Source organism: Limnohabitans sp. 2KL-3, assembly GCF_001269405.1.
Classification (GTDB): Bacteria; Pseudomonadota; Gammaproteobacteria; order Burkholderiales; family Burkholderiaceae_C; genus Limnohabitans_A.
On record NZ_CXON01000005.1, the window covers coordinates 140,543 to 156,575 of the forward strand.

The window sequence follows — 16,033 nt, forward strand, 5'->3', positions numbered from 1 at the left end:
GTGCCGCCACATGCGGCACGGCTTATCCGATGTCGTGGCCTTTGGCTGCGGATGCCCATCTGCGCGGGCTGTGCGCAACCCGGGTCGCAAGGCCTCTTTAAAAGGAGCAAAACATGTCCACCAAGACATCAATTTCCGGACTCACCGATGAGGAAGCCCAGGAGTTCCACCATTACTGGATGCAAGGCACCGTAGGCTTTACAGCAGTTGCTGTTCTGGCCCACATCCTGGTCTGGGCGTGGCGTCCCTGGTTCTGATTCAGAGCCTGTTTTTTCAACCATAGATTGACGGAGTCACTGTCATGCAAAACACAAGCCCATTCAAAGAGGAGCATTCGCGTGCGGATGAATCCCCTGCGTATTGGTCCATCTTCCTCATCGGATTCGGATGTCTGTTTGTGGTCGTCGTACTGGCCAAACTGGTCGGCGTTCACTGGAGAGATCTGCTGCCCGGCGCAGAAGATGCCAAGAGCATGAGCCAAGGTGTGAAAGCTGCGGTGTACACCTTCATGTCCCACATCATTTAGGAGATTCACCATGTGGAGAATTTGGCGACTTTACGACCCTTTGCGTGCCATGGTACTGCAGGGCATTTTCTTGTTTGGCCTGGCCGCGATGATTCACCTCATCTTGCTCAGCACCAACAAATTCAACTGGCTCGACGGCGCGAAAAAACCCGTAGCAGCATCGGCGCAAAACTCGCCGCTGCCCACGGCTGTGGCTTCGCTGGCCGCGCCCAAGTCCTGATCCAGGACTTGCCGTTCAGGTGCCGCCATTGAACCCGTGTCAATGCGGCATCTGTTTATCCACTGAAGGCAGGAGGACCCAACCATGGCCATGCTGAGTTTTGAGAAAAAGTACCGCGTTCGCGGTGGTACCCTGCTGGGTGGTGACTTGTTTGACTTTTGGGTCGGACCCTTTTACGTCGGCTTCTTCGGCGTCACAACCCTGTTCTTTTCGTTCCTGGGCACGGCGCTCATTTTGTGGGGAGCCTCACAAGGCCCGACCTGGAACATTTGGCAAATCAGCATCGCACCGCCTGATTTGTCTTACGGCCTGCGCTTTGCACCCTTGATGGAAGGCGGCCTGTGGCAGCTCATCACGGTGTGTGCATTGGGCGCTTTTGGCTCGTGGATGATGCGCGAGGTCGAAATCTGCCGCAAGCTGGGCATGGGCTTTCATGTGCCCGTGGCCTTTGGGGTGGCCATCTCGGCGTATTTCACCTTGGTGGTGATTCGCCCTGTGCTCATGGGCGCTTGGGGCCACGGCTTTCCTTATGGCATCTACAGCCACCTCGACTGGGTGTCCAACGTGGGCTACCAGTACCTGCACTTTCACTACAACCCGGCGCACATGATCGCTGTGAGTTTCTTCTTTGCCAGTGTGTTTGCCTTGTCGCTGCACGGCGGTCTGATCTTGTCTTCCACCAACCCCACACCGGGCACCGTGGTCAAGACCCCCGAGCACGAAGACACGTTCTTCCGCGACATCATCGGCTACTCGATCGGCACATTGGGCATCCACCGCCTGGGTTTGTTCATGGCCCTGGCGGCTGTGTTGTTCAGCGCTCTGTGCATCGTGCTCAGCGGCCCCTTCTGGAGCCGTGGCTGGCCCGAGTGGTGGAGCTGGTGGCTGAACATGCCCATCTGGTCCCAGTGGCCCGTCTGATTCGGACTGCACGCAGCACGAACCCCAAGAATTGAGGAGTACCGCAAATGGCCGACTATCAAAACCTGTTCACCACGGTGCAAGCCGTGGGTCCAGTCCACCACGGGGTGGAACTTGGACACGGCAACAGCCCACGCACCGGGCAACCCCTGATCAACTACTGGATCGGCAAACTGGGCAATGCCCAGCTCGGTCCCATCTACCTCGGTGGCCTGGGCCTGGCCTCACTCGTGTTCGGCATGATCGCCTTCACCCTGATCGGCATGAACATGCTGGCCTCGGTCAACTACGACCCGATCCAGTTCGTGCGGCAGTTGTTTTGGCTGTCGCTGGAGCCGCCACCACCGAGCTACGGCCTGAGTTTGCCCCCGCTCAACCAAGGCGGCTGGTTCCTCATTGTGGGTTTGTTCCTCACCGCATCGGTCATGTTCTGGTGGGCTCGCACTTACCGCCGCGCAGTGGAGCTGGGCATGGGCACACACATCGCTTGGGCTTTTGCAGCCGCCATTTGGTTGTTCCTGGTGCTGGGTCTGTTCCGCCCCATCCTGATGGGATCTTGGGGTGAGGCTGTGCCTTACGGCATCTTCTCTCACCTGGACTGGACGGCGGCCTTCTCGCTGCGCTATGGCAACCTGTTCTACAACCCCTTCCACGCGCTGTCCATCGTGTTCCTCTATGGCTCGGCCCTGTTGTTTGCCATGCACGGTGCGACCATTTTGGCGGTCACCCGCTTCGGTGGCGAACGCGAAATCGAGCAGATCACCGACCGGGGCACGGCCTCTGAGCGTGCCGCCTTGTTCTGGCGCTGGACCATGGGTTTCAACGCCACCATGGAATCGATTCACCGTTGGGCCTGGTGGTTCGCCGTCCTGTGCCCCATCACTGGCGGTATCGGCATCTTGCTGACCGGCACCGTGGTCGACAACTGGTACCTCTGGGCCATCAAGCATGGCGTGGCGCCACCGTACCCCGAAATTTTTCCAGCGATGGCTGACCCCGCGCTGAGCACAGGAGTCAAGCCATGAACCCGAACACCACACACTCTCCCCGTTGGATGAGCCGCATGGCCAAAGGTCTGGGCCTGGCACTGGTCGGCCTCGTGCTGGCCGGCTGCGAACGCCCGATTCCTGAGACGGTGCAAAGCGGTTACCGTGGCACCGGCATGGTCCAGGTTTACAACGCCCGTTTGCTCGAAGTCAAAACCGAAAAGAACCAGCCTCCTGTGGCGATCCCTTCGGCCGGATCTGACGGGCCCAAAGCTTCACAGGTGTACAAAAACGTCAAAGTTTTGGGTGACCTCAGTGTGGGTGACTTCAACCGCCTGATGGTCTCGATGACCAGCTGGGTCGCTCCCAATGAAGGTTGTGCCTATTGCCACGCCTTGCCCAACTTTCAAGACGACACCAAGTACACCAAGGTGGTGGCGCGGCGCATGGTCGAGATGACCCAACACATCAACGCCGACTGGCAGCCGCATGTGGCCAAAACCGGGGTGACTTGCTACACATGCCATCGCGGTGAACCCGTGCCCAACGCCATTTGGTTCAAAGCCGATCCACAGCCTTATGGTTCGAATTTCATCGGCGACAAGACCGGACAAAACAGCCCCTCACCAGTGGTCAATTTGTCTTCCTTGCCCAACGACCCCTTCACCCCGTTCTTGTTGGGCGACCAGAAGATCCGTGTCAACGGCTCCACGGCTTTGCCATCGGGCAACCGCCAGTCGATCAAACAAGCCGAATGGACTTATGGGCTGATGACACACATGTCGACCTCGTTGGGTGTGAACTGCACTTATTGCCACAACACGCAGTCTTTCCAGAATTGGGAAAACAGCCCACCTCAGCGTGTGACGGCCTGGCACGGCATCCGCATGGCGCGTGATCTGAACCTGACCTACATGGAGCCCTTGACCGAAGTCTTCCCGGCGCACCGCAAGGGCCCCATGGGTGACGTGGCCAAGCTCAATTGCGCCACTTGCCACCAAGGTGCTTACAAGCCTTTGAACGGTGCGCCCATGGCCAAAGACTTCCCCGAGTTGCTCAAACCTGCTTTGGCCGCGTCCAAAGTGGCGGCCAAGTAGTCGAACGCATCACCGTCTCCACACTGGACAGCTGTCATGGACCCCACCACCTCTCTTCATGACCCGCTGTCAGGCGTGGTGGTGGTGTTGCTGGCCGACTTTTGTCGCAAGCACCAGGGCTGGGGCTGGTTGCGTCTGGTGGCTGGGGCCACGCCTTACAAAGATGTGCCCGGCCTGACCATGATCAAAGTCATGGGCAGCGGCCATGGCGGCGGTTTCAGCTTGCGGCCCAGTGCCACACACCAAGGCCTGATTTGCACTTTCAGCCATCTGGATTTGGCCTTGCGTTTTCTGGACAGCCCCTTTGTCCAGGCCTACCAAAGCCGTGCCCGTGAGTGCTGGTCGGGTGTGTTGACGGTGCAGTCGGCACGCGGGCAATGGGACAAGCAAGCTTGGCAAGCCAGCAGCGCAGAAGCTTTGGGTGAGCAGTGGGATCAACAAGCCCAGGCCAAAGGCCCCTTTGCGGTGCTCACGCGTGCCAGCATTGTGCCCACCAAGGCCATGGCCTTTTGGCGTTACGCCCCAGCGGCGCAGGCCGACCTGAGTCATGCACCAGGATGTTTGTTGGCCATGGGTTTGGGCGAGGCCCCTTTGGTCAGGCAGTGCACATTCAGCTTGTGGCGGGACACGGCCGCCATGCTGGACTACGCGCACCAAGGGGCGCATCAGGTGGCCAGTGCTGCGGCCTACAAGCACCAGTTTTTTTCAGAGTCGCTGTTTGTTCGCATGCAGGTCTTGCAAATGGCCGGGGTTTGGCAGGGCCAAGCGTACGACTTAAAAACCCCTGTGTTCAGCACGAACCCTGTTGTTCCAGTGGCCCAGCCGGCCTTGGATGTCCACACCTTGGAGCCCAGCCATGTCTGAGCACAAAGTGGTCATCATTGGCGCGGGCATGGGCGGTTTGTGCAGTGCCATTGCACTGGCCCACCGCGGGCTGGACGTCACCGTGGTCGAGTCAGCCCACGCACCCGGTGGCAAGGTCCACAGCCGCGAGGTCAACGGCGCACATATCGACAGCGGCCCCACGGTGTTCACCATGCGCTGGGTGTTTGATGCCTTGCTGCGCAGCGTGGGCACCAGTGTTGAGGCCGAGATGCGCATCACACCGCTGCAGGTGCTGGCCAGACATTTTTGGCCCGATGGCAGCCAGCTCGATTTGTCGGCCAACCCCCAAGAAAGCGAAGCAGCCATTGCCGCTTGGTCAGGCGGTGACGAAGCCCGGCGTTTTGCTGATTTTTGCAAAACCACCCGTCAGCTGTATGCCACGCTCGAAGGCCCCATGATCCGGGCCCAGCGTCCGAGCATGGGCGGTTTCATGGGGGACTTGGGTTTAAAAGGTTTGGGCGTGTTGGCCCAACTCGGTCCCATGCGCAGCCTGTGGCAGCAACTGGGACACCAATTCACGGACCCGCGTTTGCGTCAACTCTTTGCCCGCTATGCCACCTATTGCGGCTCATCGCCATGGCAGTCACCGGCCACTCTGATGCTGATCGCACAAGTCGAGATGGACGGGGTCTGGTCGGTCGAAGGCGGCATGGTGGGCATGGCCCAATCGCTGGCCCGGGTGGCCCGTCGACAAGGGGCGGTGTTCCGCTACCAAAGCACCTGCCAGCGCATCGAAAAGCGCCAGGGCCGCGTGTGTGGTGTGCACCTGCAGTCGGGCGAGTTTTTACCGGCCGACCGCATCATCTTCAATGGCGACGCGTCCGCTTTGCGCCAGGGTTTGCTGGGCGATGAGGTGCGCAGTGCCGTGCCCAAGGCGGCACCTCCGCGATCTTTGTCGGCCTTGACCTGGTCGATGCATGCCCCCGCCGATGGTGTGGCTCTGGACCGGCACAACGTGTTTTTCCAAAGCACCTACGCCAGCGAGTTTGAAGACATCTTTGAACGCCAGCGCCTGCCGCAGCAACCGACGGTTTATGTCTGTGCACAAGACCGACCTGAGGACCTTTTGCCTGGCCAGTCAGAACGCATTTTTTGTTTGGTCAACGCACCCGCCAGCGGTGATGGCAACGCAATCACCGAGGAGGCTTTAGAACAATGCCAAACGAAAACCTTTCAGCACCTGTCTCGCTTGGGTCTGCAGCTGCACCCCACAGCGGCCAACAGCTTGCGCACGACACCGCAGGACTTTCATCGGCGTTTTCCGGCCAGCGCGGGAGCCCTGTACGGGCAGGCCACACACGGCTGGACCAGCATCTTCAGCAGACCTGGCTCCACCACACCCCTGCAGGGCCTGTATCTGGCGGGGGGCAGCGTGCATCCTGGGCCGGGGGTTCCGATGGCGGCGCTGTCCGGGCAGCGGGCGGCCGAAGCCGTGATGGCGAGCCTCGCTTCGACCAGCACGTCCCCGATGGAGGCTACCTTTGGTGGTATGTCGACGCCATGAGTGATTGCGGCCAACACGGTATCACCCTCATTGCCTTTGTAGGCAGTGTGTTCTCGCCTTATTACGCTTGGGCGCGGCGCAGTGGCCGCGCCAGTCCAGAAAATCATTGCGCTCTGAACGTGGCCATTTACAGCAAAGGCCAAGGCCGCTGGGCCATGACCGAGCGGGGCCAGCGCCACTGCCACCGCAGCGAACGCCAATTCACCATTGGACCGAGTCAACTGAGCTGGGACGGTGACTGCCTGAGCATCGACATCAACGAAGTGTGTGTGCCTTTTCCGCACCGCATTCGGGGTCGCATCAAACTGTGGCCACAGCAACTGTTTGGCTACTCCACACCCTTGGATGTGGCAGGCCAACACCGCTGGGGACCTTTGGCTCCGGCCTCGCGCATCGAGGTGGACCTGAGCGCCCCTGAGCTGAAATGGCAAGGCCACGCTTACCTCGATTCCAACGAAGGTGACGAGCCGGTAGACCAGGGTTTTCACACCTGGGACTGGTCACGCGCCCGCACCCGCGATGGCTCTACCGTGGTGTTTTACGACATGCAAGCACCCGGCACCGAAGACCGTGTGCTGTCGCTGCGCTTCACACCCAAGGGTGCGGTCGAGCCCATCGCCACGCCCCCGGCGCAGCGCCTGTCCAAAACGGCTTGGCGCATTGCCCGGCGCATGCGCAGCGCACACCCTGTGCGGGTGCACGAACAACTCGAAGACACGCCGTTTTACCAGCGTGCCTTGCTTCAATTTGATTACGCAGGCGAGCCCTTGCTCGCCTTCCACGAAACCCTGTCGGTGCCACGCTTGGTGTCACCGGTGGTTCAAGCCATGCTGCCCTGGCGCATGCCAAGGCGGGCTTGAGATGAACAACCTTGAACTTGTCCAGCCCGGCCCAGTGTGCCGACGTGCGAGCGCGTTCAAGGCAACCCCATTTGTGGCCATGGTGGCCATGAATAGCCCTCGTGCGGGCCTTGCACGTTTTCTTCAAGGAGAAAAACTATGTCGAACTCAGACAAAGTCTGGCCAACGGGACTGACCGAGGCCGAATCGGAAGAGATTCACCGCAATCTCATCCAGGGTACGCAAATCTTCGGCATGATTGCCGCATTTGCCCACCTGTTGGCCTTCATCTATTCACCTTGGCTCAAATAAGAGAGGTACTGCCATGATCTATTCGAAAATGTGGTGTGTGGTGAAACCTTCGGTCGGTATTCCAGTGTTCATCGCTGCTGTGGCCGTTGCGTCCTTCAGCGTGCACCTGGCCCTGACCCTGAACACTTCTTGGGTGAAAAACTTCCTCAACGGTGGCACCAAAGTGGTGGCTGTAGCACCTGCGGCCGATGCTGCGGTGAAGAAGTAACGGGTGAACCCCGCCGAACGGCCAAGCGCGAAAGCGCTTGGTCTTTCCTCCATGACCAAAACCAAAAAACCATCTTCTTTGGCGTACACGCTGGCCAGCTTGGGCCCCCGTTTTTTGCCATTCGCCGACGCTGCCAGCGAGGATCTGCCGCTGTCCCGTCTGCTGCGCTTGTCGCTGTTTCAAATTTCTGTCGGCATGGCCATGGTCATGCTGGTGGGCACCCTGAATCGCGTGATGATTGTGGAGCTGCAAGTTCCCGCCACGCTGGTGTCTTTGATGGTGGCCCTGCCTTTGCTGGTGGCCCCTTTTCGTGCCCTGATCGGTTTTCGCTCGGACAACCACCGCTCGCAACTGGGCTGGCGGCGCGTGCCCTACATCTGGATGGGCAGCTTGCTGCAATTTGGCGGTTTTTCCATCATGCCTTTTGCGCTCTTGGTGCTGGCCGGAGCAGGGCAGTCGAGCCAAGCCCCGGCGTGGGTGGGTTTGGTGGGTGCGGCAGGCGCCTTTGTGTTGGTGGGCATTGGCATGCACACCGTGCAAACGGCAGGTTTGGCCCTGGCCACCGACCTGGCCCCGCCCGAGAGCCAACCCAAAGTGGTGGGCCTCATGTACGTGATGCAACTGCTGGGCATGATCGGCAGCGCCTTGATGCTCGGCCATTTGCTGCGCGACTACAGCCCGGGTCAGCTCATTCGTGTGGTGCAAGCCGTGGCCGTGATGACCCTGGTGCTCAACGTGGTGGCCCTGTGGAAACAAGAGCCGCGCAGCCGTCTGCGCAAACCTGGCACCCCGGTTGACCACACATTCGCACAAGCTTGGCAGCTGTTTTGCCAAGGGCCCAACACCTTGCGTCGTTTGCTCGCGGTGGGGCTGGGCACCATGGCCTTCACCATGGAAGATGTCTTGTTGGAACCTTTTGGTGGCGAGATTTTGAATCTGAGTGTCTCTACCACCACCATGCTCACCGCCACATTGGCATTGGGCGGTTTGATTGGCTTTGCCTGGGCCTCCAAGGTGTTGGGGCGGGGCGGGGACGCCTACCGAATGGCCAGTTGGGGCGCATGGGTCGGTCTGCCCGCTTTTGCAGCAGTGATCGCCTCCGCCCCCTTGATGTCACCGGTTTTGTTTGCGGTGGGTATTTTCTTCATTGGCTTGGGTGCAGGTTTGTTTGCCCACGGCACCCTGACTGCCACCATGCAAATGGCCCCCCCCGAGCAAATTGGTTTGGCCATGGGCGCTTGGGGAGCGGTGCAAGCCACGGCGGCCGGCGTGGGCATGGCCGTTGGGGGTTTGGTACGCGACGGCGTAGCGCTGGGCAGCAGTTCGGTGCTGGGTTACTCGTCCGTCTACGGGCTCGAAATGGTGCTGCTCCTGCTGACCCTTTGGGCTATGGGACCTTTGATCCGCCCTGTGCGGCATTCAGCCAAGTTTGCATAATCTGTTTGTTTTAATCAACTTCACGCATTCACAAGGAATCACCATGCAAACCCATCACGTCCTCATCATCATGTTTGTTGTCTTTGGCTTGTTCATGCTGGCCAACTGGTTCAACCGTCCAAAAGGCCCACGCAAGTGATGTTCAAGGGGTCATGTCCAACCTGGATCTGACCCCCTTTTTCCAGAGACCATGCCTTGCATTTTTGGGGGCCACCATTTTGGGGGCCTTTGCATTTTGTAGGAGCCCCGCCCCCGGGGCGATGGGTTGTGGTCTGCGAGGCTTTTCGCGTCGAGGGCGTCGCTCCTACAGAGACCATGTCTTGTATTTTTGGCGGCCACCTTTTTGGGAAGCTTTGCATTTTGTAGGAGCCCCGCCCCCGGGGCGATGGGTGGTGGTCTGCATGGCAGATCGCGACGAGGGCGTCGCTCCTACAGAGACCATGCCTTGCATTTTTGGGGGCCACCATTTTGGGGGGCTTTGCAGTTTGTAGGAGCCTCGCCCTCGGGGCGATGGGTGGTGGTCTGCGAGGCTTTTTCGCGACGAGGGCGTCGCTCCTACAGGGGAAACAGCATCTAAGCCCCCCCAATGTGAAATGTCTGCATTGTGTGGGACGAGGGGCATCCGCAGGGCCGCCGCCCTTATCGGGTCAACCAACACCACGCCGCTGCTGCAGCAGGGTTTACAGGCCAGCCCAGACATGACGCACCAGCAAGGCTGACAGCACCCACATGGTCACACCGATCAGCGCATCCAGCACCTGCCAGGCGCGGGGCTTGGCAAACCAGGGCGCTAACCAGCGTGCCCCAAAGCCCAAGGCGCTGAACCACAGCAAACTGGCTGTGCTGGCCCCAGCCGCAAACCAGCCCTGCAAGGAGGTCGGCTGCTGTGCGCCAATGCTGCCCACCAAGAGCACCGTGTCCAGATACACATGCGGGTTGAGCAAGGTGAATGCCGCCGCTTGGGCCAGCGCCGCCCCCAGACTCAGGCCCTGGCCCGTGCTGGTCACGTCCAGCGTGCTGGCCTGACGCGCTCGCTGCAGTGCTCGCCAGCCATACACGGCCAAAAACGCCGCCCCGCCCAAAGCCAGTGCTCTTGCAAACGCTGGCCGCTCACCCAGCGCTTGCGCCATGCCCAGCACGCCTGCTGTGATCAGCAGCGCATCGGCCACCGCACAAAACGCCACCACGCTGCCCACATGTTCGCGGCGCAGACCTTGGCGCAACACAAAAGCGTTTTGCGCCCCAATGGCCACGATCAGGCCCAGCCCCAAAACCATGCCCTGCACAAAAACAGGCCATCCCCAATTCAGTGTGTGATTCCAATTCATAGGGCATGAGCTTGTCAGGATTGATTGATTAAGACAAACTGTCTTTCATTAACTGGCTTTAGAAAAACTCATTTCATGCTCGACTATTTTTCTCTGGCTGCACTGGTCTCTGTGGTTCGTGAAGGCAGTTTTGAGCGTGCGGCTCGCGCATTGCACGTCACGCCGTCGGCCGTGTCGCAACGCATTCGGCTGCTGGAAGAGCGGGTGGGTTGTGCCTTGGTGGTGCGCAGTCAGCCCTGCCAGGCCACCGAGACCGGCCGACGCTTGTGCCAGCACATGGACCGTGTGCGTCTGCTGGAGCAGGAATTGCAAGGCGCATTGCCCGGTCTGGCCCCCGAGGGCGTGGCGCGTGTCACGCTGCCCATTGCGGTGAATGCCGACAGCTTGGCCACCTGGTTTGCCCCGGCCCTGACCGCCTTTGCGGCCGATGCACCGGTGTTGATGGCCGTGTCGGTGGACAACGAGGATCACACCACCGAGTGGTTGCGCAGTGGCGCTGTGCTGGCTGCCGTCACAGCCACAGCCCGCCCGGCCACCGGTTGTAACAGCCGCGCCCTGGGCGCCATGCGTTATGTGGCAGCGGCCAGTCCCGATTTTGTGCAGCGCCATTTGGCGCAGGGCGTGACGGCCGGAAGCCTGGCCCATGCACCCAGTTTGGTCTTTAATACCCAAGACGAATTGCAGGCCCGCTGGGTGCGGCGTTTGTGCCACCGGCATGTGGAATTGCCCAGGCACACCTTGCCCTCCACGCAGGCTTTTGTGCAGGCCTCACTGGCCAGCATGGGCTGGGGCCTGCATCCTTTGACCTTGATTGCGCCGCACCTGCAAAGCGGCGCGTTGCTGGAGCTGGTGCCGGGCACACCCCTGGATGTGACCTTGTACTGGCAGGAAACCCGCGCCGCATCTGCCTTGCTCGATGGCTTGAGCCGTGCGGTGCTCAAGGCCGCTCAGGGCAGTTTGATGCCTTGAAGGACGGGCCGTGTTCAGCCGCGTGTGGGGACGCCCATGAAATCTGGCGGCAAGCCCACCCAGGGCGCATAAAAACCATCGTGCTTGGACGGTGCAGCAGGCGCCTGTTGTTGCAGCAAGACTTCCCAGCCGGCCTGGGCACTGTCGATCAGGGGCAGGTCGCAGTGGGCTTGCAGCAACCGGGCGTAACCGGCCAGGCCGGCACCGCCCAAAATGATGCTGGCCACGCCGCTTTGGGCGGCGTTTTGGCAAGCTTGACTCAGGCATTCAATCGCCATCTTGGGGTCGGCCTGCAGCGCCGCACCCGTGGGGGCCACGGTCTCGATGTGGCGCAGTTGTGCGCCGTAACCCAAGCTGGTGGCCAGGCGCTGCAGCATGGGTTTCCAGCGCTCGCCACCCGTGACGATGGCAAATGGCCCGTGTGCTGCGGCCTTAATGAACGAGGCTTCGGCCAGTCCCGTCACAGGGCAGCCGCTGGCTTCGCGCAAGGCCAACAAACCCGGGTCGCCAAAGCAGCCAATCAACACCCCGTGCAGGGCTTGTTCCGGCGTGCCTCGGTGCGAGGTCCACACGTCCAGGCAGGCGTGAGCGGCCACGGCATGGCTGGCTTCGCAGGCGATGTAAGGCGCTCCAAATCGGGCGGTCTGCACATCGAGTTGCACGCCCGGCGGCAACTGGGGCAGCAACACGTCACGCAAGCGTTGTGTGGTCAAGGCGTTGGTGTTGGGGTTGATCAACAAATAACGGCGCATTGCGGGGGTGTTCATGCGATGGGTTCCTTTTTTTCAGTGGGGCAAGGGCCGACTTTCTTCCCCGGTTGCAGGCATGCATCGTGCCGGAATGTCGGTGTCAATGTCCGAGGTGACAAGTTGTTTATTGCATACAAAAAAATCGCCAAATTGGGGCGTGATGCGCCATGTGATGACCAGAATGGTGCCAGAAAACATCATTTTTGTGCCTGATTCTGCAGAGTAAATGGACCTTTTTCAAGATTCGCTTCGGCGTGCTGACGACGCAGGCCCTGTCTCCAAGCGGGCACGGTGATTGCATACAAAAAAACTTGCCAGACTCATTTGACGTATGTTAATTTACAGACCTGATCTGTCAGTACTCAAGGTCTGTTGCTCATTTTTCAATCCACTTTTAATGGAGTTTTGATGAAGCGGTCTATCCTTTCCCCACGTTCTTTGCCCGCATCTTGGGCGTTCACCATGGCTGTCGGGATGGGGCTCAGCGCCATCTCCATGGCGGTACAGGCGCAAGAAAAAGTCTTGCGCATTGCCATGACGGCGGCTGACATTCCCCGCACCTTGGGTCAGCCTGACCAAGGCTTTGAGGGCAACCGGTTCACCGGCATCCCGATGTACGACGCCTTGACCCACTGGGACTTGTCCAAAGCCGATGCACCCAGTGTGGTGGGACCCGGCTTGGCCACTTCATGGACGGTGGGGGCGAGCGACAAAACCAAATGGACTTTCAAGCTGCGCCCCGGCATCAAGTTCCATGACGGATCGGCTGTCAACGCTGATGCCATTGTCTGGAACGTGCGCAAGGTGCTCGACAAAGACGCAGTGCACTTCGATGCCAGCCAGGTGGGCGTGACCGCTTCGCGCATGCCCACACTGCGCAGCGCCCGCAAAATTGACGACCTGACCGTGGAGCTGACCACCAGCGAGCCCGATGCGTTTTTGCCCATCAACCTGACCAATTTGTTCATTGCCTCGCCCGTGCATTGGCAAAAGAAATTTGATGCCGCTGCAGGCGCCACACCCGCAGACAAATCCAAAGCGGCATGGACCGCCTTTGCTGCAGACGCCTCCGGCTCTGGCCCCTTCAAAATGGCCCGTTTTGTCCCGCGTGAGCGCCTGGAAATGGTGGCCAACAAAACCTATTGGGACCCCAAGCGAATGCCCAAGGTCGACCGCGTGGTGCTGGTCCCCATGCCTGAGGCCAATGCCCGCACTGCTGCTTTGCTCGGTGGCCAGGTCGACTGGATCGAGGCCCCCGCCCCCGACGCCATGCCGCAAATTCGCCAGCGCGGCTTCAAGATCGAAAGCAATGCCCAGCCCCATGTCTGGCCTTGGCAGTTGTCGTTTGCCGAAGGCTCGCCCTGGCTGGACAAGCGGGTGCGCCATGCGGCCAACTTGTGCGTCGACCGTGAGGGCCTGAAAACCCTTTTGGGCGGCATGATGGCCGCCCCCAAAGGCACGGTGCCTCCAGGTCACCCCTGGTGGGGCAACCCCAAATTCGACATCAAGTACGATGTGAATGCGGCCAAGGCCTTGATGACCCAAGCGGGCCACAGCGCCGCCAAACCCCTCAAGGTCAAGGTGCAGATTTCGGCATCGGGCTCAGGCCAGATGCAGCCCTTGCCCATGAACGAGTTTGTTCAGCAGTCGCTCAAGCAGTGCTTCTTTGATGTGCAGTTTGACGTGATCGAGTGGAACACCTTGTTCACCAACTGGCGTCGTGGGGCCAAAGACCCCTCGGCCAACGGTGCGCACGCCATCAACGTGAGCTACTCCGCCATGGATCCCTTCTTTGGCATGGTGCGCTTCACCAGCATGGGCACCTTCCCACCGGTGTCCAACAACTGGGGTTTATTTGGCAACCCCGAGTTTGAAAAGCTCAATGCCGAAGCCCGCACGCAGTTTGATGACAAAAAACGCGACGAAGCGCTGGCCAAGTTGCACGCCCGCATTGTCGAAGAAGCACCTTTCGTCTGGATTGCCCACGACGTGGGACCGCGTGCCATGAGCGCGAAGGTCAAGGGCTTTGTGCAGCCGCGCAGCTGGTTTGTCGATTTGGCTCCGGTGTCGATGGACTGATGGTTCAGGTGTGGGCCTTGGGGCCCACACCCCTGGGTGTGCAGTCAAGTTGTTCATGACCTGACAGCACACTTTTTAAATTGCAGTTTTGGAGTGATGGCATGCTCGGCTTTTTGTTGCGGCGTCTGATTTATTCCCTGCCCATCATGCTGGGGGTGGCGCTGGTTTGTTTTGGCTTGGTGCACCTGGCACCGGGCGATCCTCTCGTGTCGATTTTGCCGCCCGATGCCTCGGCCGACTTGCAAGCGCAGTTGATCGAGTTGTACGGCTTTAACCGCTCGTATCCCGAGCAATTTGTGACCTGGGTCTGGCGTGCCTTGCAGGGTGATTTGGGCACCTCCATTGCCAGCAACCGTCCCGTGGCGGCCGAGGTCATGACTGCCGTGGGCAACACCTTGCGATTGGCCATGCTGGCCACCCTGATCGGCTTTGTGCTGGGCAGTTTGTTTGGTTTTGTAGCCGGGTATTTCCAAAACTCCTGGTTGGACAAGTTCGCTTCTTTGCTGTCTGTGCTGGGCGTCAGCGTCCCGCACTATTGGCTGGGCATGGTCTTGGTGATTGTGTTTTCGTCCATCCTCATGTGGCTGCCACCCGGTGGCGCAGGGCCTGGGGGGTCCAGCCAGTGGGTTTGGGATTGGGAACACGTCAAACACATGCTCTTGCCGGCCATCACCATGAGTGTGATTCCGATGGGCATCATCTCGCGCACGGTGCGGGCCTTGGTGGCCGACATCCTGGCGCAAGAGTTCATCGTCGGTTTGCGTGCCAAGGGACTCACCAATTTGGGTATTTTTTGGCATGTCGTCAAAAATGCCGCCCCCACGGCCTTGGCGGTGATGGGCTTGCAACTGGGTTATCTGCTCGGCGGATCGATCCTGATCGAGACGGTTTTTTCATGGCCTGGCACCGGCTTCTTGCTCAACTCGGCCATCTTCCAGCGCGACTTGCCTTTGCTGCAAGGCACGATCTTGGTGCTGGCCATGTTTTTTGTGGTGCTCAACCTCATCGTGGATGTGATCCAGACCTTGCTGGACCCTCGCATTGCACGCGCTTGATCTCGACCTCAAGGAATTGACATGACTTCATTGAATGCGGCCGCCAGCCCGGTGCTACCGCTGGTGTATGAGCGCTCTGCCGGTTATTGGGAAACCGTGGGGCGTCGTTTTTTGCGCGACAAAGTGGCCGTGGGTGCTGCTTTGGTGGTGCTGTTTTTGATGGTGCTGGCTGTCTTAGGGCCTTGGCTGGCCCCCATGGACCCCTACCAGTCGTCCATGCTCAAACGCCTCAAGCCCATTGGCTTTGAAGGGCACCCCTTGGGCACCGACGAGTTGGGCCGCGACATGCTCACCCGATTGATGGTGGGGGCCAAGCTGTCCTTGTTCATGGGCATCACCCCGGTGATTTGCGCCTTTGTCATCGGCTCGCTGATCGGCATCACCGCCGGTTACACCGGGGGCTGGGTCAACAGCGTGATGATGCGCACCATCGACGTTTTTTACGCCTTTCCCTCGGTGTTGCTGGCCATCGCTTTGTCGGGCGCTTTGGGGGCGGGCATCACCAACTCCCTGATTTCCTTGACGATTGTGTTCATCCCGCCGCTGGCGCGGGTGGCCGAGAGCGTGACCACACAAATTCGGGGGCGTGATTTTGTCGAGGCAGCCCGGGCTTCGGGTGCGTCGGCTTTCACCATCGTGCGGGTGCATGTGCTGGGCAATGTGCTGGGGCCGATTTTTGTGTACGCCACGAGTCTGATCGCGGTGTCCATGATCCTGGCCTCGGGTCTGAGCTTTTTGGGTCTGGGCGTCAAACCCCCCGAGCCGGAATGGGGCCTGATGCTCAACACCTTGCGCACCGCCATTTACACGCAACCCTGGATTGCCGCTTTGCCCGGGGCGATGATTTTCATGACATCGATTGCTTTTAACCTTCTGGCCGACGGCTTGCGTTCGGCCATGGAAATCAAACAGTGAGGT

General features: G+C 59.9%; 18 protein-coding genes. 16 read left to right on the top strand and 2 right to left on the bottom strand.

Annotated features, from left to right (window positions below; all coding sequences use genetic code 11):
• Positions 1-113: 113 nt before the first annotated feature.
• From pufB (AMM41_RS09170) to AMM41_RS09225, 12 genes are all read left to right on the top strand, one after another.
• Complete coding sequence (gene pufB / locus AMM41_RS09170) at positions 114-257, top strand: light-harvesting antenna LH1, beta subunit (protein ID WP_019425952.1); 144 nt, start codon at positions 114-116, stop codon at positions 255-257.
• Positions 258-301: 44 nt separating this feature from the next.
• Positions 302-526: a hypothetical protein gene (locus AMM41_RS09175; protein WP_089956622.1), complete on the top strand. Its 225-nt coding sequence runs from the start codon at positions 302-304 to the stop codon at positions 524-526.
• A gap of 10 nt (positions 527-536) precedes the next feature.
• Positions 537-746: a light-harvesting antenna LH1, alpha subunit gene (gene pufA, locus AMM41_RS09180; protein WP_053168888.1), complete on the top strand. Its 210-nt coding sequence runs from the start codon at positions 537-539 to the stop codon at positions 744-746.
• An 84-nt stretch (positions 747-830) separates the two neighbouring features.
• Positions 831-1,667, top strand: a complete 837-nt coding sequence (gene pufL, locus AMM41_RS09185) for a photosynthetic reaction center subunit L (protein WP_089956626.1) — start codon at positions 831-833, stop codon at positions 1,665-1,667.
• Positions 1,668-1,714: 47 nt separating this feature from the next.
• Positions 1,715-2,692: a photosynthetic reaction center subunit M gene (gene pufM, locus AMM41_RS09190; RefSeq protein ID WP_089956629.1), complete on the top strand. Its 978-nt coding sequence runs from the start codon at positions 1,715-1,717 to the stop codon at positions 2,690-2,692.
• Complete coding sequence (gene pufC / locus AMM41_RS09195) at positions 2,689-3,750, top strand: photosynthetic reaction center cytochrome PufC (RefSeq protein WP_228769183.1); 1,062 nt, start codon at positions 2,689-2,691, stop codon at positions 3,748-3,750. Before pufM ends, pufC begins: the two co-directional genes overlap by 4 nt.
• 36 nt (positions 3,751-3,786) lie before the next feature.
• On the top strand, positions 3,787-4,614 hold the full coding sequence (locus tag AMM41_RS09200; RefSeq protein ID WP_228769184.1) for a hypothetical protein: 828 nt from the start codon (positions 3,787-3,789) through the stop codon (positions 4,612-4,614).
• Positions 4,607-6,139, top strand: coding sequence for a 1-hydroxycarotenoid 3,4-desaturase CrtD (gene crtD, locus AMM41_RS09205; RefSeq protein ID WP_089956632.1), 1,533 nt, complete (start codon positions 4,607-4,609; stop codon positions 6,137-6,139). The genes AMM41_RS09200 and crtD overlap by 8 nt, the downstream gene beginning before the upstream one ends.
• The gene (locus AMM41_RS09210; RefSeq protein WP_089956634.1) at positions 6,136-6,999 is read left to right on the top strand and encodes a carotenoid 1,2-hydratase; all 864 of its coding nucleotides are present in this window, start codon (positions 6,136-6,138) and stop codon (positions 6,997-6,999) included. Before crtD ends, AMM41_RS09210 begins: the two co-directional genes overlap by 4 nt.
• Before the next feature lie 138 nt (positions 7,000-7,137).
• On the top strand, positions 7,138-7,290 hold the full coding sequence (gene pufB, locus AMM41_RS09215; protein ID WP_089956637.1) for a light-harvesting antenna LH1, beta subunit: 153 nt from the start codon (positions 7,138-7,140) through the stop codon (positions 7,288-7,290).
• 13 nt (positions 7,291-7,303) lie between these two features.
• On the top strand, positions 7,304-7,498 hold the full coding sequence (locus AMM41_RS09220) for a light-harvesting protein (RefSeq protein ID WP_089956640.1): 195 nt from the start codon (positions 7,304-7,306) through the stop codon (positions 7,496-7,498).
• Between the two features lie 51 nt (positions 7,499-7,549).
• Positions 7,550-8,935, top strand: a complete 1,386-nt coding sequence (locus AMM41_RS09225) for a PucC family protein (RefSeq protein WP_089956643.1) — start codon at positions 7,550-7,552, stop codon at positions 8,933-8,935.
• A gap of 680 nt (positions 8,936-9,615) precedes the next feature.
• Here the strand turns inward: AMM41_RS09225 and AMM41_RS09230 are convergent.
• On the bottom strand, positions 9,616-10,263 hold the full coding sequence (locus AMM41_RS09230) for a LysE/ArgO family amino acid transporter (RefSeq protein ID WP_089956645.1): 648 nt from the start codon (positions 10,261-10,263) through the stop codon (positions 9,616-9,618).
• Positions 10,264-10,338: 75 nt separating this feature from the next.
• Between AMM41_RS09230 and AMM41_RS09235 the strand changes: the two genes are divergently transcribed.
• Positions 10,339-11,232 carry a LysR family transcriptional regulator ArgP gene (locus tag AMM41_RS09235; protein WP_089956648.1) on the top strand — a complete coding sequence of 298 codons (894 nt, stop codon included), beginning with the start codon at positions 10,339-10,341 and terminating at the stop codon, positions 11,230-11,232.
• A 14-nt stretch (positions 11,233-11,246) separates the two neighbouring features.
• Here the strand turns inward: AMM41_RS09235 and AMM41_RS09240 are convergent, their stop codons facing one another.
• A complete protein-coding gene (locus AMM41_RS09240; RefSeq protein WP_089956650.1) occupies positions 11,247-11,999 on the bottom strand; it encodes an aspartate/glutamate racemase family protein in 753 nt (250 codons plus the stop codon).
• 444 nt (positions 12,000-12,443) lie between these two features.
• On the opposite strand from AMM41_RS09240, the gene AMM41_RS09245 reads away from it, so the two are divergent.
• The 3 genes from AMM41_RS09245 (at position 12,444) to AMM41_RS09255 (ending at position 16,030) form a co-directional block, all read left to right on the top strand.
• The gene (locus tag AMM41_RS09245; protein WP_089957001.1) at positions 12,444-14,060 is read left to right on the top strand and encodes an ABC transporter substrate-binding protein; all 1,617 of its coding nucleotides are present in this window, start codon (positions 12,444-12,446) and stop codon (positions 14,058-14,060) included.
• 101 nt (positions 14,061-14,161) lie between these two features.
• Positions 14,162-15,115: an ABC transporter permease gene (locus AMM41_RS09250; protein ID WP_089956653.1), complete on the top strand. Its 954-nt coding sequence runs from the start codon at positions 14,162-14,164 to the stop codon at positions 15,113-15,115.
• A gap of 21 nt (positions 15,116-15,136) precedes the next feature.
• Positions 15,137-16,030 (top strand): ABC transporter permease, encoded by an 894-nt coding sequence (locus AMM41_RS09255; protein WP_194944688.1) that lies wholly within the window; start codon positions 15,137-15,139, stop codon positions 16,028-16,030.
• Positions 16,031-16,033: the final 3 nt, after the last annotated feature.

What these genes read in the sequence shown, in the direction of transcription:
- pufB (WP_019425952.1), top strand. Translation starts at nt 114, where the DNA reads ATGTCCACCAAGACATCAATTTCCGGACTCACCGATGAGGAAGCCCAG.
- AMM41_RS09175 (WP_089956622.1), top strand. Translation starts at nt 302, where the DNA reads ATGCAAAACACAAGCCCATTCAAAGAGGAGCATTCGCGTGCGGATGAA.
- pufA (WP_053168888.1), top strand. Translation starts at nt 537, where the DNA reads ATGTGGAGAATTTGGCGACTTTACGACCCTTTGCGTGCCATGGTACTG.
- pufL (WP_089956626.1), top strand. Translation starts at nt 831, where the DNA reads ATGGCCATGCTGAGTTTTGAGAAAAAGTACCGCGTTCGCGGTGGTACC.
- pufM (WP_089956629.1), top strand. Translation starts at nt 1,715, where the DNA reads ATGGCCGACTATCAAAACCTGTTCACCACGGTGCAAGCCGTGGGTCCA.
- pufC (WP_228769183.1), top strand. Translation starts at nt 2,689, where the DNA reads ATGAACCCGAACACCACACACTCTCCCCGTTGGATGAGCCGCATGGCC.
- AMM41_RS09200 (WP_228769184.1), top strand. Translation starts at nt 3,787, where the DNA reads ATGGACCCCACCACCTCTCTTCATGACCCGCTGTCAGGCGTGGTGGTG.
- crtD (WP_089956632.1), top strand. Translation starts at nt 4,607, where the DNA reads ATGTCTGAGCACAAAGTGGTCATCATTGGCGCGGGCATGGGCGGTTTG.
- AMM41_RS09210 (WP_089956634.1), top strand. Translation starts at nt 6,136, where the DNA reads ATGAGTGATTGCGGCCAACACGGTATCACCCTCATTGCCTTTGTAGGC.
- pufB (WP_089956637.1), top strand. Translation starts at nt 7,138, where the DNA reads ATGTCGAACTCAGACAAAGTCTGGCCAACGGGACTGACCGAGGCCGAA.
- AMM41_RS09220 (WP_089956640.1), top strand. Translation starts at nt 7,304, where the DNA reads ATGATCTATTCGAAAATGTGGTGTGTGGTGAAACCTTCGGTCGGTATT.
- AMM41_RS09225 (WP_089956643.1), top strand. Translation starts at nt 7,550, where the DNA reads ATGACCAAAACCAAAAAACCATCTTCTTTGGCGTACACGCTGGCCAGC.
- AMM41_RS09230 (WP_089956645.1), bottom strand. Translation starts at nt 10,263, where the DNA reads ATGAATTGGAATCACACACTGAATTGGGGATGGCCTGTTTTTGTGCAG.
- AMM41_RS09235 (WP_089956648.1), top strand. Translation starts at nt 10,339, where the DNA reads ATGCTCGACTATTTTTCTCTGGCTGCACTGGTCTCTGTGGTTCGTGAA.
- AMM41_RS09240 (WP_089956650.1), bottom strand. Translation starts at nt 11,999, where the DNA reads ATGAACACCCCCGCAATGCGCCGTTATTTGTTGATCAACCCCAACACC.
- AMM41_RS09245 (WP_089957001.1), top strand. Translation starts at nt 12,444, where the DNA reads ATGGCTGTCGGGATGGGGCTCAGCGCCATCTCCATGGCGGTACAGGCG.
- AMM41_RS09250 (WP_089956653.1), top strand. Translation starts at nt 14,162, where the DNA reads ATGCTCGGCTTTTTGTTGCGGCGTCTGATTTATTCCCTGCCCATCATG.
- AMM41_RS09255 (WP_194944688.1), top strand. Translation starts at nt 15,137, where the DNA reads ATGACTTCATTGAATGCGGCCGCCAGCCCGGTGCTACCGCTGGTGTAT.